A 19654-nucleotide genomic window follows, 5' to 3' on the forward strand; every position below is an offset into this window, starting at 1 on the left:
ATCGTGAATAGAGTTGGATTTATCATTTCTTCGTTGCTGGTGATCCTGGCATTGCTCAGTTCCACGCTTTTTGTGGTGGACCAGCGGCAGTTCGGCGTGGTTTATGCGCTGGGGCAGATCAAGGATGTGGTCACTGAACCGGGCCTGCATTTCAAGATGCCGCCGCCGTTCCAGAACGTCTCCTACATCGACAAGCGCCTGCTGGTGCTCGACAGCGTCGACGCCGAACCCATGCTGACGGCAGAAAAGCAGCGTGTCGTGATCGACTGGTACGTGCGCTGGCGCATCATCCAGCCCACCGACTACATTCGCAACGTCGGCCTGGACGAAAAAACCGGCGCCAACCAGCTCAACCGCGTGGTGCGCAATGCCTTCCAGGAAGAGATCAACAAACGTACCGTCAAGGACCTGCTTTCGCTCAAGCGCGAAGCCCTGATGGCCGACGTCAAGCGCGAAGTGCTGCAGGCCGTACAGGGCGCCCAGCCGTGGGGCGTGGACGTGGTCGACGTGCGTATCACGCGCGTGGACTATGTGGAAGCCATCACCGATTCCGTCTACAAGCGCATGGTTGCGGAGCGCCAACGCGTGGCCAATGAACTGCGTTCTACCGGTTTGGCAGAGGGCGAAAAAATCCGCGCCGACGCCGACCGCCAGCGAGAAGTCACCATCGCCAACGCCTACCGCGATGCGCAAAAAGTCAAAGGCGAAGGCGATGCCGAAGCGGCCCGCACCTATGCCGAATCCTTCGGCCGCGACCCGCAGTTCGCCCAGTTCTATCGCAGCCTGGATGCCTACAAAGCCAGCTTCAACAAGAAGAGCGACGTGATGGTTCTGGACCCTTCATCCGACTTTTTCAAGGCGATGCGCGGCCCAGGCTCCGGCAACGCCGCACCCGCCAAAAAATAAGCCGGCGTGGACGGCAACACCTTCTGGATGGCGCTGGCCCTGATGCTGGTCATCGAGGGCCTGTTGCCTTTCATCTCTCCCGGCGGCTGGCGCCGCATGTTCGAGCAGATTCTCACTCTGGGCAACGGTCAGATCCGCTTCTTCGGCTTGTGCAGCATTGCGGCGGGCCTGATCCTGCTGGCTGTGCTGGCCTGATTTCGCCTCCCCCGGCAAACCGGACACCGGCAGGTATTTCCGCCAGAGTGCGTCATTGGGCCTTCAGCAGGCCGAAAACCCGCTTCAAGCCCGGTAAAATGCTGTTTTTAACAGCCCACGAAAATCACAATGCCCGCCTGGTCGTCATCATGGCAATTGCCCGATCAAATTGCCGATGTCCTGCCCTCCGAGGCGCGCCACATCGAAGAGCTGCGCCGTCTGTTCCTCGACACCGCCCGCAGCTATGGCTATGAGCTTGTCATGCCGCCGCTGCTGGAGCACCTCGAGTCGCTCCTGACCGGTACCGGCGAGGCCCTAGATCTGCAGACTTTCAAGCTGGTGGACCAGCTCTCCGGCCGCACCCTGGGCCTGCGTGCCGACACCACGCCCCAGGTAGCCCGCATTGATGCGCATTTGCTCAACCGCAGCGGTGTTGCCCGCCTTTGCTATTGCGGCCCGGTGCTGCACACCCGTGCCGACCGGCCTCATGCCACCCGTGAACCGCTCCAGTTTGGCGCCGAAATCTACGGCCATGCCGGCCTGGAGGCCGACCTGGAAGCCCAGCAGCTGGCGCTTGAGGGCCTCAAGGCGGCCGGCGTCACTGAACTGAGCGTGGACATGGCGGATGTCCGCATCGTCAACAGCCTGCTGGCTGGCGCTACCGTCAACGGCAAAACCCTGGCGCTCATCCATGCCGCGCTGGCGGCCAAGGACGCGAGCGAACTCGGCAGCCTGATCGCCAGCCTCAAGGACGGTATTTCGGCTGCGGCGCGAGAAGGCCTCAAGGCGTTGCTGCAGCTTTATGGCGACGAAAAAGTGCTGGCCGAAGCGGAAAAAATCCTGCCGCCTTCAACGGGCCTGAAAGCAGCGCTGCAAAACCTGAAATGGCTGGCCGCACACACCAGGGGTGAAAAAGGCGATGTCAAGGTCAGTTTTGACCTGGCCGACCTGCGCGGCTACGCCTATTACAGCGGCACCCGTTTTGCCATTTACGGGCAGGGCGCCGAGCTGGTGCGCGGCGGCCGCTATGACGAAGTCGGTGCCGTGTTCGGCCGCAACCGGCCTGCAGCGGGCTTCAGCCTTGACCTCAAAGAGCTGGTCAGTGTGCTGCCACCCCGGGCCCTCAAGGCCGCCATCCGTGCGCCTTGGGGCGAAGATGCCGGCCTGCGTGCCGCCATCGCCCGCCTGCGTGCGGGCGGCGAAACTGTGGCCTGCGTGCTGCCCGGCCACGAACATGAAGTCAACGAGTTTGATTGCGACCGCGAACTGGCAAACACTGCCGGTCAATGGGTGGTCCAGCCCCTTAAAAAAGCCGCTTGAGGGCCTGCGCCCGGCTTTATCCCGAAACCTTAACGAGAATTGAAGATGACAAACAAACAAACCGCAGCCGCGGGCCGTAATGTCGTGGTCGTGGGCACCCAGTGGGGCGACGAAGGCAAGGGCAAGCTGGTCGACTGGCTGACCGAGATGTCGCAAGGCGTGGTGCGCTTCCAGGGCGGCCACAATGCCGGCCACACGCTGGTCATCAATGGTGTGAAAACGGCGCTGCACCTGATTCCCAGTGGCATCATGCGCCCCGGCGTGAAGTGTTATATCGGTAACGGTGTGGTGCTGTCGGCCGCCAAATTGTTCGAAGAAATTGAAGGTCTCGAAAAAGCCGGCGTCGAAGTGCGCTCGCGCCTGCGCGTCAGCGAAGCCTGCCCGCTGATCCTGCCTTTTCACGTTGCGCTGGATGTCGCGCGCGAGGCTTACCGCGAGAAGGGTGGCACGACGAAGATCGGCACCACTGGCCGCGGCATCGGCCCCGCGTATGAAGACAAGATTGCCCGCCGGGCCTTGCGCGTGCAGGACCTCAAGTACCCAGACCGTTTTGCCGCCAAGCTGCGCGAGCTGCTGGACCTGCACAATTTCGTGCTGACCGGCTACCTGCATGCGCCGGCAGTCGACTTCGACACCGTCTACGCCGAAGCCATGCGCCACGCCGAGTTGCTCAAGCCCATGATGGCCGACGTCTCGCGCGAGCTCAACGATGCCAACGAGGCCGGTGCCAACCTGCTGTTTGAAGGCGCCCAAGGCACCTTGCTCGACGTCGATCACGGCACCTATCCCTATGTCACTTCCAGCAACTGTGTGGCCGGCAATGCCGCCGCGGGCGCGGGCGTGGGCCCGGGCATGCTGCATTACATCCTCGGTATCACCAAGGCTTACTGCACCCGCGTGGGCGGCGGGCCTTTTCCGACCGAACTTGATTGGGAAAAGCCCGGCACGGTGGGCTACCACCTCAGTACCGTGGGCGCCGAAAAAGGCGTGACCACGGGGCGCAGCCGCCGCTGTGGCTGGTTTGACGCCGCGCTGCTCAAGCGCTCGGCCCAGGTCAACGGCCTCTCGGGTCTATGCATCACCAAACTCGACGTGCTGGACGGCATCGACGAGCTCAAGCTGTGCACCGGCTACGAGCTTGACGGCCATATCACCGACATCCTGCCGATGGGCGCTGAAGAGATCGAGCGCTGCAAGCCGATTTATGAGACCTTGCCGGGCTGGAGCCAGAGCACCGTTGGCGTCACGCAATACGACAAGCTGCCGGCTGCCGCGCAGAAATACCTGCACCGGATCGAGGAAGTCACCGGCGTGCCAATCCACATGATTTCCACCAGTCCGGACCGGGACCACACCATTTTGCTGCGCAACCCCTACGCTGCCTAGCCACAAACCTTTAGCAAAATAACCGTCTGGCCCAATAGGGTCGCGCGCAAGCAGCTATCAAATCAGGAGCATTTCATGTTGACAGAAGACGGCAAGCATCTCTATGTGAGCTATGACGAGTACCACAACCTGATTGAAAAACTGGCCATCAAGATCCATCAATCCGGCTGGCAGTTCGACACCATCCTGTGCCTGGCCCGAGGCGGCATGCGTCCCGGCGACATTCTTTCGCGCATTTTCGACAAACCGCTGGCCATCATGTCCACCAGCTCCTACCGCGCCGACGCCGGCATGACGCAGGGCAATCTCGACATCGCCCGCTTCATCACCACGCCCAAGGGCGAGATTGCAGGCAAGGTGTTGCTGGTCGATGACCTGGCCGATTCCGGCCACACGCTCAACGCCGTGATCCACCAGCTCAAGAACAACTACAAGCCCATCACCGAACTCCGCAGCGCCGTGATCTGGACCAAGGGCGTCTCAACCTTCCAGCCTGATTATTCGGTCGAACTGCTGCCCACCAATCCGTGGATCCACCAGCCGTTTGAAGGCTATGACTCGCTGTCACCGGCCCAGCTGATGGCGAAGTGGAAGATTTAGCAGAGTCGGATACGTCGGTTTGACACTGGTCAGCGCCGCATGATGCAAAGTCCGCCGGTCTTGCCGTCCGCTGACGGACCGCACAACTGGAAGTCGCTTCAAACTGAAGCGTCTGCTGGTTTGGCTGCTTGGATATTCCTCATTTTGGCGGTCCCGTTGATGATTTGCAGCGGCGGTTTCATCGCGTTTCTGGGTCGCCGGGCACCAGAGCCGTGGCTGTCATGGCTTCTCCTTTGCAGCGGCACATTCATGATGGTTGGCACCGTATGGTGGATGCTATGGACTTCCCAGCATGGCAGTTTCAATTTTGACGTCAATCAAAAGACAAAGCGTATTCGCGATTGGAAAACATCTCTCTTTCTCGGGAGAAGCTTCGACGAATACGATTTCGATGAATTTCGTGCGATTCGGTCGGTGCAAAGATTCGGGGACGACGATATATATTGGGTGGTGGTTGAGCTACTTTTCAAAACGACAAAACCAGCGCTTGAAGTAGGACGCTTTGGTGCGGTGGCCCGTGGCGAATCCCGCTGGCAAAGATGTGCCAACACATTTCGCGGGTTACGCACCGAAGGCCCTGAGAGTGCGGCCTTGCGCCACGAGTTGGTGAAGTTGATGGGCATCGCGGACGCGGGCTATTTCGACAAGGAGCGATAAGGTCCTTGCCAATGCTGCCCGGAGGGCTTTTTTCAGCTTGCCAATTCCATGCTCCCTGGATGGCCGAATTACCCCGAACGAGGGTTGAGTAGCGCTGGAAAACTGCCGTAATATCGCTGCATGAGTGATTCTCCATCCGACATTTCCACCACCCTGATCCACCATCCGTACAAGCCGCCTGCCGGGTTTGACGCCATCCCGCCCGGGGTCTACAAGGCCTCCACCATTGCATTCCCGACCGTCGCCGCGCTGCGCAGCCGCGACTGGAAGCACAAGACCGGCTATACCTACGGTCTGCATGGCACGCCGACCACTTTCACGCTGGAAGAGCGCATCGCCACCCTGGAAGGCGGCAAATACTGCACGCTGGTGCCCAGCGGCCTGGCGGCGGTCGTGCTGGTTGGCATGGCGTTGCTCAAAGCAGGCGACGAGCTGCTGATTCCCGACAACGCGTATGGCCCCAACAAGAGCTTCGCGCAGGGCGAGCTGGCCGCCTGGGGCATCACCCACCGCTTCTACGATGCGATGAACCCTGCCGATCTGGCTGCCAAGCTGGGCCCGAAAACCCGGTTGGTGTGGATTGAGGCACCGGGCTCCATCACGCTGGAGTTCCCCGACATGCCCGCGCTGGTCGCGGCCGTCAAGGCGCACAAGAATGCCCACCCCGCCGGCATTGTGACCGCGCTCGACAACACCTGGGGCGCTGGCCTGGCTTTCAACGCCTTTGATCTCGGCCTCGACATCTCGGTCCAGGCGCTGACCAAATACCCCAGCGGCGGCGCTGACGTGCTGATGGGCTCCGTCGTCACTCGCGACGAGGCGCTGCACCACCTGGTCCATTTTTGCCACATGCGCGTGGGTTATGGCGTGGGCGGCAACGATGCCGAACTGGTGTTGCGCGGCCTTAACAGCATGGCCTTGCGTTATGCCGCCCAGGATGCTGCGACGCGGGAGCTGGCCGGCTGGCTGCAAACCCGGCCGCAAATCGCAGCCATGCTGCATCCAGCGTTGCCCGGCTCGCCTGGCCATGAAACCTGGAAACGCGACAGCAGGGGCGCCGCCTGCCTGATGAGTGCCGTTTTCAAGCCGGAGTTCACGCAGGACCGGGTGGACCGCTTTTGTGACAGTCTCAAGCTCTTCAAACTGGGCTACAGCTGGGCGGGCCCCATGAGCCTGTGCGCGCCGTACGACATACCGGCCCTGCGCACCACCACGCCATGGCCATACAAGGGGGGCCTGGTGCGCTTTTCGGTGGGCCTGGAGGCCGTTGCAGACCTGCAGGCGGACATTGCCCAGGCGCTGGAAAAAGCCTGACCAAAGGCTTGGCATACCGTGACGGCAATGCAGTACAGTAAGGGTTACCTATTCACGAAAGCACGCAGTGGCAACTCCCAATTACTCTTACGAAAAGCGCCAGAAAGAGCTTGCGAAAAAACGCAAAAAAGAAGAAAAGCTCAAGCGCAAGGCAGAGGGCAAGCCGGACGATGCCGCTGACGACGGGACCGATACGCCCGATGTCGACGGTGAGGCGCCCGGTGGCCTTCCACCTGTAGACCCGGCCCCCTGAGCCTCCCAGATTCTTGATGAAAAAAGGCTGTAGCCCTTGATGGACAAGCGCAAGCAGCTATTGATCTGATAGCAACAAAACGCAAAAAAGCCAAAAAAACGGCAGGCAATCAAAAACCCGGCAACACCTGTGAAGGTCAGCCGGGTTTGTCGTTTCAGGGGGCGGAATTTTCAGCCTGTAGGGCTTGCGCCAGCGCGGTCATGGCTGCGGTGCTGTGATCCTGCGGCGAGAGCACTCGGGCCGTGGCGTGCCCGGAAAAGTTGCGCTGCATCGACTGCAGGTAACCCGGGTCGTAGTGCTTGACCAGCAGCTCACGCACCACCGAAGCCACGTCGCCGCTGCGGGCGCGGGCCTGCCAGTCCTGCACTGTGGCCTTGCCGCGTGCTTCCGTCAGCGCACCCAGGCGCTCGCAGAAGAAAGCGATGTCTTTCACGAAAAAGTCATAGTCTTCCAGCAGCAGCGCTACGCGTTCATCCTCCGGCAGGTCCAGCTGCAGGCAAGGGCTGGCCCGCATGGCGGTGATCAGGCCTTCCGGCACGGCCACATTGCCGACTTTCTTGCTTTCACTTTCAATATAGACCGGTTGAGCCGGATCAAAACGTTTCAGCGCAGCCCAGATGCTGCTGTCAAACGCCTTCTGGCTGGGCTGCTGCACGCCGGGGATGGCGCCCAGCACCGAGCTGCGGTGGTTGGCCAGCGCTTCCAGGTCCAACACCTGCGCGCCTTCGGCCGCCAGGGCCTGCAGCAGCCGGGTCTTGCCCGAACCTGTGGGGCCGCACACCACCCGGTAGTTAAAGCGGCCGGCCAGCTGCGGCAAATCCGCCACCAGCGCGGCGCGAAATGCCTTGTAACCGCCGTCCACCAGCGTCACCTTGAAGCCGATCTGGTCCAGCACCAGCGCCAGCGAGCCGCTGCGCTTGCCGCCGCGCCAGCAGTACAGCAGCGGTTGCCATTCGCGGGGTTTGTCCAGTACATCACGCTGGATGTGCTCGGCAATGTTTTTGGCCACCAGCGCCGCGCCCAGTTTTTTGGCTTCGAACTGGCTGATCTGCTTGTATTTGGTGCCGACGATTTTGCGTTCCTCGTCGTGCAGGCTGGGCCAGTTCACCGCGCCCGGGAGGTGGTCTTCGGCGTATTCGCCTTCGCTGCGGGCGTCAATCACCCCGGAATAACGTCCGAGCGTTTCGAGCGCTTCTTCGGCGGAAATGCGGTCCAGGCTCACTTGACCAGTTTCTTCAGCTCGGGCCACACATTGGCAAGCATCTTCGCCTGCGACTGCTCGTTCGGGTGGATCCGGTCAGCCTGGAAGTTGGCCACCGGGTCGGCCGCGTCGGCAATGCCCTTGAGAAAGAAGGGCACCAGGGCCACTTTTTCCGCCTTGGCAACCTTGCCGAACAGCCCTGAAAACGTGGCCGCGTAGGCACTGCCGTAGTTGGGCGGTACCTGCATGCCCACCAGCAGCACCCGGGCCCCTGTTTTTTTGGACGCCTGCGTCATCGTGACAAGATTCTTTTCGGTCATGTTCAGCGGCAATCCCCGCAGGGCATCGTTGCCGCCCAGCTCAATGACCACCACGGCAGGCTTGTGCTGTGCCAGCAGCGCCGGCAGGCGGGAACTGCCGCCCGAAGTGGTGTCACCGCTGATGCTGGCGTTGACGACTTTGGCAGTCTTTTTTTCGCTGGCAAGCTGTTTTTCAAGCAGCGGCACCCAGCCGGTTCCGCGTTTCAGGCCGTATTCGGCGCTGAGTGAATCACCGACCACCAGAATGGTTTCCCCTTTGGGCGCCGGCGTTTGCGCTATTGCCGCCGGAGCGCCGCCACCCATCACGGCGGCCACAAGCAGCGCCCCGAAAGGTTTTAGCAAACGCTTTGCCGCCGCAAGGGCAAGCTTGGTAAAGTCTGAATTCATATTTCCTGACAAGGCCGACATGTTTGAACCCGTGGTGAGTGGCGTGAATGATGGTTCCAGGGCTGCGGCTTCCGCTGTGCCCGCACCGTCCCCGACGTCTTCAATTATTTCCGTTGAGCATGTTTTCAAGTCGGTCACCGACTCCACCGGCACATTGGCCATTTTGCGCGATATTGACTTCGCCCTGGCTCCCCGGGAAACCGCTGCCATTGTCGGTGCGTCGGGTTCCGGCAAAAGCACCTTGCTGTCCATCATCGCAGGGCTGGACACGCCCACGCAGGGCACGGTCAGGCTGGCGGGGCAGGACATCTTTGCAATCAGCGAAGACGACCGGGCCGCCCTGCGTGCGCAGAAGGTCGGGTTTGTCTTCCAGAGCTTTCAGCTCATGGGCAATTTGACGGCGCTTGAGAACGTCATGCTGCCGCTGGAGCTGTCGGGCGCCAAAAACGCACGCTCGCTGGCCACCGACATGCTCAAGCGTGTCGGCCTGGGGGAGCGGCTGGGCCACTACCCGAAAGTGTTGTCGGGTGGCGAACAGCAGCGTGTGGCGCTGGCCCGTGCTTTTGTGGTGCAGCCGGCGGTGCTGCTGGCCGATGAGCCGACAGGCAGCCTGGACTTTGCCACCGGCGAGACGGTGATGTCGCTGATGTTTGAGCTCAACCGCGAACTCGGCACGACCCTGGTACTGGTGACGCATGACCAGGCCATCGCGTCGCGCTGTGAGCGTCGCATCACCATTGATGCGGGGCGTGTCAGCCCGGCGTGATGCCGAGAGTTCCCCAGCGGAAAAGCGTAAGGGGAAATGGCCTGAAGGCCTTTGTCATCGGGCGCAAGCAGCTATCAAAAGCATAGCGTATTGCGGGGCGTAAAAGCCGCCCTCAGCGCCCGCCGTGCATTTTCTGCGCGATGGCCAGAAATTTCGCGCGATCATCAGGCCGGTCAATCTGCTGCGCCAAAGCGTGGATCAGTGCCAGAAAGGTAAGCTGCCGGGCTGCTTCCTTGCGCACCAGGGTTTTGGCGAGCGGGCCGATATGCTGGCTGAGCGCGCGTTCCAGCTGCGCCTGCAGCTCCGCATTGAAATTCTGCACATTGATTGATGTGGAGGATGCCGAGGTCGTTCCGGATGTCGTTGCCGACGTGGACAGGGGCCGGCTCATGTCGCTGCGCAAGGGGCGGGAAAACGTCGAGGAAATGGGCCGGCTGTAGCTGCTGCTGCCGCCGGTAGACCGCAATGGGCCACTGGCGCCATGCAACCCCGAATTCACCGTCGCGCTGGCGTGGCGCGGCTTCAGGAAGGCTTCGCGGGCCGTCGCATCGGGAATGGAAATGGCCAGCAGGTCGCGCAGCCCCTGGGCGCTGACCGTGCGCGGAATGGCTTTCTTGACCAGCACCTTGGCCAGCGGCCCGATGGCCTTGGCCAGCTCGTTTTCAATTTCCAGCGCGATTTCCGGGGTGAGCGACGCCAGCGCGGCAAAAGAGGCGGTGTGTTCGAACTCCATGTTGCGGGACATCGGCGCGGCCGGTGCGGCGTTCGGGTCCAGCACCGCATAGATCTCGTGCGAGCGCAGATGCTTGTCCATGTGCGGGCCGAGGTAGTCGAAGAGGCTGGCGGCGCTGTCGGTGATGCGTGAAATCACGTCGTAATAGGCACGCGAGACCACGATCTGGTTGGGCCTGGAAAAGTCCATGATGCGCTGAGCCACATTGATGCCGTCGCCCACCACATTGACGCGGTTGTTGATGTCAAACACCATGCGGATTGGCCCCAGGTGCAGGCCCACCCTCAGGGACAGCTTGCGGCCGTACTTTTGTACCAGCAGGTCGCGCAGCAGCAGGGCCGACTGCAGGGCCTCTTCGGGGTCGCCCAGAAAGCAGATCGCCGCGCCGTCGCCGGTGTCGATCATGATGCGCGACGACTCCTTCACGCCGCCGATGGCCTTGGTGATGAGTTCGTTGAACAGGGTCTTCAGTGCCACCTGTTGGTCAACCGAATAGGTGGAGTAGGACACCAGGTCCAGGAACATGATCGTGCCCAGTACGTTCTTGCGCAGGTTTTCGGCACTGTTGAGCGGAATGGACTGGGAATTGGCCGCGTAGGCGAGCACGGCGCTTTCGGACAGCAGCTTGCTTGTCTTTGTGGTTGACGTATCGGTCTGCGGCGCTACCGTCGCTACCGGGGCAATGGCGGCTGTGTTGGACGACGGGTTGGCGGCGCGGATGGTCTGCGTCTTGAGAAAGTCCGAGCTGATCAGGGCCTGGCGCAGGGCTCCGACGTCCTGCGGGCGCTGTGTTTCGTTGGGCATCATGGCCCAGTCGATGGCGCGCAGCAGGGGCGCACCGAAGACCACCGCGCTGGCCGTGTCGGCCGCCTTGGGCATGGTGTCCTCGCGCACCCGCGAGGCCGACTCCATGGGCTTGTGGCCCGTCGTCATCCAGTACATCACCGCACCCAGCGAATAGACGTCCGTCCAAGGCCCCTGGTGGCCCTTGCTGTGGTACTGCTCAAACGGTGCGAAGCCCGGGCTCACGATGTTGGTCATGTCGTGGTTGCCGGTCACGCGCCGGGCGGCACCGAAGTCGAGCAGCACCGGCGTGCCGTCGGCGCGGATGTAGATGTTGTCCGGCTTGATGTCGCGGTGCAGGAAATTCACCTTGTGCACCGCTTCCAGCCCGTCCATCAACGGGTAGATGATCTTCAGCAGGCCCTGCTGGTCCAGCGCCGGCTGCCTGGCCAGCCAGCGCTTGAGCGGGTCGCCGGACTCGTATTCCATGACGATGTAGGCGGTCCCGTTTTGCTTGAAGTAACGCAGCACCCGCACGATGTTTGGGTGGCGAAAGGACGCCAGCGCCCGCGCTTCGTCGAGGAAACGCTCCAGCCCCCAATTGAACTGGCCGTTGTTCGCGCTTGAGCGCACGTGCACTGACAGGTCTTCCGAACGCACGGCCAGGTCGCCGGGAAAGTACTCCTTGATGGCTACCGGCAGCTGCAGGTTGATGTCCTGCGCCAGATAGGTGATGCCGAAGCCGCCACCGCCCAGCATCTTGTCGATGCGATATTCAAAAACGGTTTGCCCCGGCAGAAGCGCAGCCGCGTCCTTGCCTTCGCCGCCTGTGGGACGCACGGGCAGGGCTTGCGTTGTTTCTTCCGGTTCTTCCATTCGTGGGATCGATTCGTGGGGGCTGAGGGTGCCTGTGAATTATTGAGCCCGGCCGGACATCAGGCGCCGTGGTCGATCATCTGCATGGCTTTTTCGAGGCTGCGCCTCATGCGGTTGAACGCGCCGCCGAGCACGGACACTTCGTCTTTTCCGCCGTCAGCGAATTCCGGTACATCAAAGTCACCGGTGCTCACCTTGTCGGCGGCCTGGGACATGCGGCGGATAGGCCGCACGATGAGCCAGCTCAGCATCAGGTTAAGTACGACAAAAACCACGGCGAAGACAGTTGCCAGCGAGACCATGAAGGTCTTGAAGGTGCGGTCTGCGTTGCGGATGGGAATGTCCATGGGAACGGTGACAACCTGCGCGCCGATGATTTCGTTGTGTTTCCAGCCGAAGCCGTTGGCCTCGCCGTAGATCTTGATCATGCTGGCGGGCGCATTGGCCGGCACGCTGTGGCACTGCAGGCACGCCGCGTTGGTGATCTGAATGGGCTTGGCTATATAAAGCAGGCGGCCGGTGGCGGCGGCACGCTCGGAAATCAGTTCTTTCGATTCGGCGTTCTGGCGGAATTGCTGGACGATGTCCGCTTCCCAGTCGGTGGCGCGGTCGCGCGGGTTGGTCGGGTTCAGCGTGGCTTCCTTGTAGCCGTAGTCACGGTACTTTTTCTGGATGTGGCCCAGCGTTTCGGTGGCGGCGTAGGCCGGAACGGTCTGGGGCAGGAACACTTCCTCGAGTTGTTTGTCCAGGTGCGGCTTGATCTGCTCGACGGTGTAGGCCCGTACGGAAAGCGCGGTGTCCATCATGAGGCGGGCGTTGCGCAGAACCTCTTCGCGCGCATTGTCCTGCAGCAGCTGGCGCGAGATGTAGCCGGCCGCGGCAAAGCCGGCCAAAAAAACCACGACCAGCACCAAATTGAATTTCAGTCTCAAGCCCATAGCGCCTCCAGGTGCCCTGCAGTCAGCAGAGCGGGATTATTCAACAGGTTCAACAAATTGTTACTATTTTAGTCCTGCCCGGAGGTCATTGTGCCCCGCTCGTCGCACCCGATACACCGGTAGTAATGCCAATTACGGCCAACAGTGATAATCGCAGCCATGTCTTCTTCTCCCAAAGTGCTTTTTGGCTTCCATGCCGTCGGCGTTCGTATCAAAACAGCGCCCCAGTCCGTCCTGGAAGTGTTTTTCGATGTGTCCCGCCGCGATGCGCGCATGCGCCAGTTCACGGACCGGGCCCGGGAGGCGGGTGTGCGATTGATCGAATCCGACGGTTTGCGCCTGGCAAAGATGTGCGGCAGCCACGGCCACCAGGGCGTTGTGGCCCGGGTCGACGCACTGGCGCAGGTCAAATCGCTCGACGAATTGCTGGAGCAACTCGAAGAAGCCGGTGTGGCCCAGCCGCTGCTGCTGGTGCTCGACGGCGTGACCGACCCGCACAACCTCGGCGCCTGCCTGCGTGTGGCCGATGGCGCCGGCGCCCATGCTGTCATCGCGCCCAAGGACCACGCGGCCGGCATCAACGCGACCGTCGCCAAGGTCGCCAGTGGCGCCGCCGAAACCATGCCTTATTTCATGGTGACCAACCTGGCCCGCACCCTCGGCGAGCTCAAGGAACGCAACATCTGGTGCATAGGCACCAGCGACGATGCGGAAAAAACAATTTACGACGTGGACCTGAAAGGCCCCGTGGCGCTGGTGCTCGGCGCTGAAGGTGAGGGCATGCGCCAGCTCACGCGCAAGACTTGCGATGAACTGGTCAGCATCCCGATGCATGGCGCGGTGGAAAGCCTGAATGTGTCCGTAGCCAGCGGTGTGTGCCTGTACGAAGCCCTGCGCCAGCGCAGGGCATGACGACGCCGCAGCACTTCGACCTGGTCGTCATAGGCGCCAGTTTTGCCGGGCTGGCCTGCGCGCGCGCCGCGGCCAGGGCGGGCCTGCAGGTCGCCATTGTCGAAAAGAAGACTTCTTCCGGCGACAAGCTGCACACCACCGGCATCATCGTGAAAGATGCCATAGACACCATCCCGTGGTTGCGGCAAGTGCCCGCGGCGCTGGTGCGGCAGGTGGACGGTGTGAGGCTTTATTCGCCCAATCTTCGCCATGTCGATCTGCACGCGCCCGGGTATTACTTCTGGGCAACCGACACGCCGGCCCTGCTGGACTGGATGTGTGCGTCCGTCGTGGCGGACGGTGTCACCTTGCTGGCCGGCACGCTGTTCGAGCAGGCTGCGCGAGACAGCGGCGGTTGGGCCGTGTCGGTCAAGTCGGTCACCTCGCAGGAGCCGATGGTGCTGCAGGCCCGCTACCTGGTCGGCGCCGACGGCCCCCATTCACGTGTGGCCAAGGCTTTGGGCCTGTCGCTCAATACCCAGTTTCTCTTTGGCATCGAGCATGAATACGGCCAGGCCCGGCTGGATGCCAACCTGCTGCACTGCTTCATAGACCGCCAGCTCGCGCCCGGCTACATCGGCTGGGCCGTTGCGGGTGCCGGCATTCACCAGATCGGGCTGGCCAGGCGGATGTCGCCTTCAGGCGCGTCCGTGCCTGCCAAACAGGCATGGATGGGTGCTTTCATGGAAAAAATCGCGCCGCATGTGGATGTCGGCAACGCAAGTCCGCTGGCGACGCGCGCCGGCATGATTCCTTGCGGCGGGGTGCTGAAGCGGGTGTCCGATGCACGCGTCATGCTGGTCGGTGACGCTGCCGGCATGGTGTCGCCCGTGACGGCCGGTGGCATCCATACGGCCCTGCAGCATGGCGATGCGGTGGGCAGCGCGGTAGCCGCCTTTTTGCAGGAGGGCGCGGTCGACGGCAGCGACCCGGCCGATCCGGCGCAAGGGCTGGTGCGGCACTATCCGAAGTTCCGCGCCAAGCGCACCTTACGCTGGCTGTTTGACCGCTTTCAGGCAGACTGGATCTTCAATATGGCCCTGGACACCGAACCCATGCGGCAGGCTGCGCGCATGGTGTACTTTCACCGGCGCGGCAAACCAGAGTAGCCGCCCCGGAACGGGCCTCTAGACCAGCCCATACCAGCCCAGCAATGCGCCGGCGCCCAGCAGCCACAGCAGATGGATCTTGCTGCGCCAGACAATCACGGCGGTGGTGGCTGCCAGCAACCACACCGGCCAGTCTTTCAGCGAACTGCCGTTGGCGGTGGCCAATATCCAGCTTGTCGCGATCAGCAAGGCCACCACGATGGGCCCCATGCCCTGCTTGAAAGCCCGCACCGCGCGCAGCTCGCGGTTGCGGTGCCCCCACTGCGCAGCCAGGTAGGTGAGGGTGGTGCTCGGAATCAGGATGCCCAGCATCGCCAGGAAAACGCCCAGCAGCCCGGTCAGCATGCCCCCTGCGTTCAGCCCCACATTCCAGCCCAGCAAAGCGATGAACAGCACATTCGGCCCGGGGGCTGATTGCGCAATGGCAATGGACGCGTTGAACTGCGCGTCGGTCAACCAGTGCTGTTTGTCGACCAGGAAACGGTGCATGTCGGGAGCGGTGGTGATGGCCCCGCCTATCGACAGCAGCGACAGCGAGAGGTAATGCAGGAAGAGGTCAAACCACTCCCGCGCGCCGAAGACGAGGTGCAGCGATTCGGTCATGGTGCCAGCCTGCGGTAAGCGAGCACACAGGCCACGCCGCCCAGCCCCAGCAGCACATAGGCCAGGGGAAAGCGCAGCAGGGCGATGGCCACGAAACATGCCACACCGAACGCGGCGCACAGCTGCAGGCCCAGCACGTTTTTCTTGAGCGCGCCGAACAGTTTCAGGCCGGTCGCGCCGATCAGCCCGGCTGCCACGGCGCCCATGCCGCGCAGCGCGCCAGCCACGCCGGGATGCCCGGCAAACTGGGCATAGACCACCGCCAGCAGCAGCACGAGCACCAGCGGCACGGTCAGCATGCCGGCCAGCGCGGCCAGGGCGCCCTTGAGGCCGAAGTAGCGGCCACCTATCATCAGTGAGATGTTGACTACATTGGGCCCGGGCATGATTTGCGCGACGGCCCAGTCTTCAATGAATTCCTCGCGCGTCATCCAGCGCTTTTTTTCGACCAGCTCGCGTTGCACGACAGCCAGTACACCGCCAAAGCCCTGAAGCGCCAGCAAGGTGAATGAGATGAAAAGGTCGGAGAGGGATCGGGGTTTCGGGTGGTCTTCGGCGGGAGGGGTGCTCATGCACCAATTATCGCCGCTTCATTGATGCACCACAGCCCGTACACAGGAGACCAAGGGCCGCCGTTTGCTATTAATAAGATAGCTGCTTGCGCTCGTTGGATATGGGCTGGAGGCCAAAATGGCGTAAATTTTTGAGCCAGCGCCCGACATGCCCTGCATGGCGGCTACAGCCGCAGCTCCCAGGTTTCGCCCACCAGGTTTTCTTTCCCAAAGCCATGGTAGGGCTCGCTCCTGGTCAGCTTGAAACCACGCCTGGCGTAAATGGCGCGCGCTGCGTCCAGGCAGCTGTTGGTCCAGAGCACCATTTTTTTGTAGCTCTTGCTGCGCGCAAATGTGATGCACTCGTCGGCCAGGCGCCCGCCCAAGCCAAGTCCGCGCGCCTGCGGCGTGAGGATCAACATGCGCAGCTGGGCCACGGTGGCTGATTTACGCGCCACAAACACCGCGCCCGCCCGCTCACCGTCGACTTCGGCTATCCAGCACTTCTCCCACTCCGGCTGGTGGTTCTTGAGGTACTTGCCGGCAATATCGGCCACCAAGGCCTCGAATTCGCTGTTCCAGCCGTATTCACGCGCGTAAATTTCACCGTGTTGCTGCACCACCCAGCCGATGTCGCCGGGCCCGGGGTCGCGCAACAGCACGGTTCGTGTCGCGGCAGGTTCCGTGCTGCTGGCCAAAAGCCGCTGCACCGTGGTCATGGCCGTCACCACCTTTTGCTGGTGGTCCGGCGCCAGCGCGGCCAGCAGGGCGGCGGCTTCGTCACGGGAGCGCTGCTGCAGCGGCGCAAATGTAGCGTGGCCGGCCTTGGTCAGCTTCAGCAGGCTTTGCCGCGCGTCCGCTGGCGAAGGCGCGCGCGCCAGCCAGCCCTGGCTTTCGAAGCGGCGCAGGATGCGGCTCAGGTAACCCGCGTCCAGCGCCAGGTCGCGCCCCAGCTCAGTGGCCGTGGGCTGGTCGCGGTGGGCCAGTTCATACAACACCCGCACCTCCGTCAGCGAAAACTCGCTGTCCAGATAAGGGTCCAGCACGCCGATGCGCTGGGTGTAGAAGCGGTTAAAGCTTCGCACGGCCTTGACGTGGGCTGTAGAAGCGGAGGGCGCTCCAGTCTGGGGCGGGGCAGGCGTGCTTGAGGCGGTGGTATTAATTGACGAGGCCATGGCTGATATCGTCAATCAATTAGTTGACAAAGTCAAGTATCTGGCATTTGCCCGGTCTCAACCGGCCTCAGATCACCCGGCGCGGCGCCGCTGTGGCCGCATCGCCGCTGTTGGGCGCGCCGGTCGGCTCAATCAGCAGCAGGTGCGCCTCTTGCGGTGCCCGCGGACGATGACGCACCCCGCGAGGCACCACGTACAGCTGGCCGGGCTTGAGCGTAACGGTGGGCTGGCCGTCGATGTCGATGTGCAGCTCGCCCTTGAGCACCAGGAAGAAATCGTCGCTCTCCGGGTGCGAATGCCAGCTGAATTCCCCCTGGACCTTGACGACCATCACGTCGTGCCCGTTGAATTCGCTCACGGTGCGCGGTTGCCAGTGGCCTTCAAAGGTCGCGAGCTTGGTCTGCAGGTCTACGGCTTCTTTCATGTGAACTCCTCTTTCATGGCGGTTGAATGCGGTTGAAGGGGAGTCTCCTTGTCCAGGGCTACCGCGTCTTGTACGATTGTTTCCTTTACGATTGTTTCATGCACGACGCCCAGGCCCCCACGCCCAAAGACTGGGCCCGCTTTCGTCCCGGCGCACTGGCCGGTGTGACGCAGATGAACGCCCACTTCACTGAGCACACCTTCGAGCGCCACAGCCACGAAACCTATTCCATCGGCGTCACCGCCTCCGGCGTGCAGACCTTTCACTGCGGCGGCACGCTGCACGCCAGCCTGCGCGGCGATGTGATTCTTTTTAATCCCGACGAGCCGCATGACGGCCAGCGCGGCACGCAGGAAGGCTTTGGCTACAGCATGCTGTATGTGTCGCAGCAGGTGGTGAACGAATGCCGCGACAAGGAAGCTGGCCTCGACATGGCGGCCTACTTTTGCCAACCTGTGGTGCGCGACGCCGCCATGGGTCGTGCGCTGGCGCGTGCCATAGGCGCCGGCGGACAGGCGCAAGAGTCGCTGCGCGCTGAAGAGCTCACGCGCAATGTGCTGGTGCGCTTGCTGCAGCGCTATGGAGAGCGGCGCTCAGGCGATGATGTGAAGCCGGCTGGCGTTGCACGCATGGCCCGCATTCGCGACTACCTGCGCAGCCACTTCGACCAGGACATCACCGTCGATGCCCTCGCAGGCGAGGCCGGCTTGTCGCGTGTTCACCTGACCCGCGCCTTCGCCCGGCAGTTTGGCGTACCACCGCATATCTACCTCAACGCCGTTCGCATCGAACGCGCCCAGTCAGCCATGCTGGCCGGGCAGGGCCTGGCCGAGGTGGCCGCCGCCTGCGGTTTTGCCGACCAGAGCCATTTCAGCCGGCGCTTCAAGGGCAGTGTGGGTTTGTCGCCTGGCGCTTGGCTGCGGCAGATGAAACCTTCCGCGGCCACAATCGGGTGAATCTATTGCAGGTCGGCAAATAAGGATTCCCCGCGGTCAAGCGGGTCCACAACCACGTTATAGATCTCGTTGATGCGCCAGATCGGGGTTTCATAGGCGGCCTGGCCCTGTACCTTCACCAGGAACGCGCTTTTCCTCTCGTGAGCGGCAAGGGTCAGCTCACAGGAGAACTCGATTTGCCCAGTGTCCGTCGAAATGGCGCTCACGAGTTCATGGCCGGCAAGGGAGAGGCGCTCGGCGCTTTCGTGAGGCAAGAGTTGGTCAACCTCATAGGTCCGCAGCACGATCGCAGTGATGCGATCGATGAGGTCGTCAACTACCGAGTTCGGATTTGTGACCATCTGTGGATGCATTTTGGGGATTCTCCTGCATCTCCCAAAGAACTAAAAAGCTATATCGATATTGCAGATTGTCATGAGTGGCATGTTGAATCGTGGAAGCCGTGAATAGGCAACAGGATTGGCTATTTGCCCCGCACCAGCCTGTTTTTGAAGAATACAGCTCGCAAGTTGCACGCATAGAATCACCAGCAAGCATGGGCGCGTCTTGTTTGCTTCAAGGTCGGCCCCCCGAGAGCACGGAACGGGCGTCACCATGTTGAGTCATCAATCATTCCAGAGGATCCCTTGAAAAAAGTATTGCTACTTCTCGCCATTGCTCTTCTTTCAGCTTGCGCGACTACATCTTTTCGCTCGAACGCGCCTGAATTCGCGGGAGAGAATCGTGTAAGTTCGGTTTACGTCTACTCATTTCTTGACTTGCGTGAAGGAGCTCTGGGAAGGAAATTCCTGGCAGAAGTAAAGCGTCAGCTAAATGATTCATTGAGCAAGGAAAATATCTCGTCCAAGCAACTTTGGTTTAACGATTCCCCATTTGCCACCCAGTTCTCCCTGGAAGAAAAAGGCCCAAACCCTTCCAACACCAGTACACGTGTTCCAGTTGAAGAGGTAATCAAKGCCACACAGGACGAAGAAAGACTTTTTGGCGCTTCGCATCGTTTGATTGTGTTTCCTGCCTCGGTCATGCAATCTAATACCGGAGCAAGTTTTAGTATCCGATGGTCTTTAGTCGATCTAAAGACCAATCAAACTGTCTGGGCCACTACTTCAGTGAGCAACCACGCGAAATGGTTTCTTGGTGATGAGAACCCGGAAGCACGAGCTACCACTTTTGTTGAAGAGTTGATGAGCGAGCTTAGAAAATCAAAAGCTATCCGTGAGCGCAGGGCCTGATTGTTCGGTCAAGCATGG

Annotated in this window: 22 protein-coding genes; 13 read left to right on the forward strand and 9 right to left on the reverse strand. The window is 61.6% G+C overall.

Going from position 1 to position 19654, the window contains the following annotated elements:
* Positions 1 to 3 precede the first annotated feature (3 nt).
* The 8 genes from hflC to AC1DY9_RS04725 all read left to right on the forward strand — a co-directional run bounded on the left by hflC (position 4) and on the right by AC1DY9_RS04725 (position 6631).
* Complete coding sequence (gene hflC, locus AC1DY9_RS04690) at positions 4 to 906, forward strand: protease modulator HflC (protein ID WP_457280677.1); 903 nt, start codon at positions 4 to 6, stop codon at positions 904 to 906.
* 6 nt (positions 907 to 912) lie between these two features.
* Entirely contained in the window at positions 913 to 1101 is a 189-nt protein-coding gene (locus AC1DY9_RS04695) for a DUF2065 domain-containing protein (protein WP_457280678.1), read from the forward strand.
* A gap of 129 nt (positions 1102 to 1230) precedes the next feature.
* Positions 1231 to 2421 carry an ATP phosphoribosyltransferase regulatory subunit gene (locus AC1DY9_RS04700; protein WP_477665912.1) on the forward strand — a complete coding sequence of 397 codons (1191 nt, stop codon included), beginning with the start codon at positions 1231 to 1233 and terminating at the stop codon, positions 2419 to 2421.
* A gap of 45 nt (positions 2422 to 2466) precedes the next feature.
* Positions 2467 to 3807: an adenylosuccinate synthase gene (locus AC1DY9_RS04705; protein ID WP_457280680.1), complete on the forward strand. Its 1341-nt coding sequence runs from the start codon at positions 2467 to 2469 to the stop codon at positions 3805 to 3807.
* Between the two features lie 75 nt (positions 3808 to 3882).
* On the forward strand, positions 3883 to 4407 hold the full coding sequence (locus tag AC1DY9_RS04710; RefSeq protein WP_411877599.1) for a phosphoribosyltransferase: 525 nt from the start codon (positions 3883 to 3885) through the stop codon (positions 4405 to 4407).
* 39 nt (positions 4408 to 4446) lie between these two features.
* Positions 4447 to 5064, forward strand: a complete 618-nt coding sequence (locus AC1DY9_RS04715; RefSeq protein ID WP_477665913.1) for a hypothetical protein — start codon at positions 4447 to 4449, stop codon at positions 5062 to 5064.
* A gap of 120 nt (positions 5065 to 5184) precedes the next feature.
* Positions 5185 to 6378, forward strand: coding sequence for a PLP-dependent transferase (locus AC1DY9_RS04720; RefSeq protein WP_477665914.1), 1194 nt, complete (start codon positions 5185 to 5187; stop codon positions 6376 to 6378).
* Between the two features lie 67 nt (positions 6379 to 6445).
* The gene (locus AC1DY9_RS04725) at positions 6446 to 6631 is read left to right on the forward strand and encodes a hypothetical protein (RefSeq protein WP_457280683.1); all 186 of its coding nucleotides are present in this window, start codon (positions 6446 to 6448) and stop codon (positions 6629 to 6631) included.
* 154 nt (positions 6632 to 6785) lie between these two features.
* Here the strand turns inward: AC1DY9_RS04725 and mnmH are convergent, their stop codons facing one another.
* Together mnmH and AC1DY9_RS04735 are read right to left on the reverse strand one after the other, a co-directional pair.
* Complete coding sequence (mnmH, locus tag AC1DY9_RS04730) at positions 6786 to 7853, reverse strand: tRNA 2-selenouridine(34) synthase MnmH (protein ID WP_457280684.1); 1068 nt, start codon at positions 7851 to 7853, stop codon at positions 6786 to 6788.
* Entirely contained in the window at positions 7850 to 8455 is a 606-nt protein-coding gene (locus AC1DY9_RS04735; RefSeq protein ID WP_477666038.1) for an arylesterase, read from the reverse strand. The genes mnmH and AC1DY9_RS04735 overlap by 4 nt, the downstream gene beginning before the upstream one ends.
* A gap of 103 nt (positions 8456 to 8558) precedes the next feature.
* Between AC1DY9_RS04735 and AC1DY9_RS04740 the strand changes: the two genes are divergently transcribed.
* On the forward strand, positions 8559 to 9305 hold the full coding sequence (locus tag AC1DY9_RS04740; RefSeq protein ID WP_477665915.1) for an ABC transporter ATP-binding protein: 747 nt from the start codon (positions 8559 to 8561) through the stop codon (positions 9303 to 9305).
* Positions 9306 to 9417: 112 nt separating this feature from the next.
* Here the strand turns inward: AC1DY9_RS04740 and AC1DY9_RS04745 are convergent, their stop codons facing one another.
* Together AC1DY9_RS04745 and AC1DY9_RS04750 are read right to left on the reverse strand one after the other, a co-directional pair.
* Positions 9418 to 11697, reverse strand: coding sequence for a protein kinase domain-containing protein (locus AC1DY9_RS04745; protein WP_457280686.1), 2280 nt, complete (start codon positions 11695 to 11697; stop codon positions 9418 to 9420).
* A 59-nt stretch (positions 11698 to 11756) separates the two neighbouring features.
* Entirely contained in the window at positions 11757 to 12635 is an 879-nt protein-coding gene (locus AC1DY9_RS04750) for a c-type heme family protein (RefSeq protein ID WP_457280687.1), read from the reverse strand.
* Positions 12636 to 12794: 159 nt separating this feature from the next.
* On the opposite strand from AC1DY9_RS04750, the gene rlmB reads away from it, so the two are divergent.
* The gene (rlmB, locus tag AC1DY9_RS04755; protein ID WP_477649216.1) at positions 12795 to 13547 is read left to right on the forward strand and encodes a 23S rRNA (guanosine(2251)-2'-O)-methyltransferase RlmB; all 753 of its coding nucleotides are present in this window, start codon (positions 12795 to 12797) and stop codon (positions 13545 to 13547) included.
* On the forward strand, positions 13544 to 14695 hold the full coding sequence (locus tag AC1DY9_RS04760; protein WP_457280689.1) for an NAD(P)/FAD-dependent oxidoreductase: 1152 nt from the start codon (positions 13544 to 13546) through the stop codon (positions 14693 to 14695). The genes rlmB and AC1DY9_RS04760 overlap by 4 nt, the downstream gene beginning before the upstream one ends.
* A gap of 18 nt (positions 14696 to 14713) precedes the next feature.
* Here the strand turns inward: AC1DY9_RS04760 and AC1DY9_RS04765 are convergent, their stop codons facing one another.
* From AC1DY9_RS04765 to AC1DY9_RS04780, 4 genes are all read right to left on the reverse strand, one after another.
* On the reverse strand, positions 14714 to 15298 hold the full coding sequence (locus tag AC1DY9_RS04765; RefSeq protein WP_477649214.1) for a chromate transporter: 585 nt from the start codon (positions 15296 to 15298) through the stop codon (positions 14714 to 14716).
* Positions 15295 to 15870: a chromate transporter gene (locus AC1DY9_RS04770; protein ID WP_457280691.1), complete on the reverse strand. Its 576-nt coding sequence runs from the start codon at positions 15868 to 15870 to the stop codon at positions 15295 to 15297. The genes AC1DY9_RS04765 and AC1DY9_RS04770 overlap by 4 nt, the downstream gene beginning before the upstream one ends.
* A gap of 164 nt (positions 15871 to 16034) precedes the next feature.
* Complete coding sequence (locus tag AC1DY9_RS04775; RefSeq protein ID WP_477665916.1) at positions 16035 to 17024, reverse strand: bifunctional helix-turn-helix transcriptional regulator/GNAT family N-acetyltransferase; 990 nt, start codon at positions 17022 to 17024, stop codon at positions 16035 to 16037.
* A gap of 67 nt (positions 17025 to 17091) precedes the next feature.
* A complete protein-coding gene (locus AC1DY9_RS04780) occupies positions 17092 to 17448 on the reverse strand; it encodes a cupin domain-containing protein (protein WP_457280693.1) in 357 nt (118 codons plus the stop codon).
* A gap of 98 nt (positions 17449 to 17546) precedes the next feature.
* Here AC1DY9_RS04780 and AC1DY9_RS04785 point away from each other — a divergent pair, with 98 nt between their 5' ends.
* Entirely contained in the window at positions 17547 to 18404 is an 858-nt protein-coding gene (locus tag AC1DY9_RS04785) for an AraC family transcriptional regulator (protein ID WP_477665917.1), read from the forward strand.
* Positions 18405 to 18406: 2 nt separating this feature from the next.
* Here AC1DY9_RS04785 and AC1DY9_RS04790 read toward each other — a convergent pair whose 3' ends face one another.
* Entirely contained in the window at positions 18407 to 18757 is a 351-nt protein-coding gene (locus AC1DY9_RS04790) for a hypothetical protein (RefSeq protein ID WP_477658772.1), read from the reverse strand.
* Positions 18758 to 19030: 273 nt separating this feature from the next.
* On the opposite strand from AC1DY9_RS04790, the gene AC1DY9_RS04795 reads away from it, so the two are divergent.
* Complete coding sequence (locus tag AC1DY9_RS04795; RefSeq protein WP_477665918.1) at positions 19031 to 19636, forward strand: hypothetical protein; 606 nt, start codon at positions 19031 to 19033, stop codon at positions 19634 to 19636.
* The last annotated feature ends 18 nt before the right edge of the window (positions 19637 to 19654 follow it).

The organism is Polaromonas sp. P1_F6, from assembly GCF_056405695.1.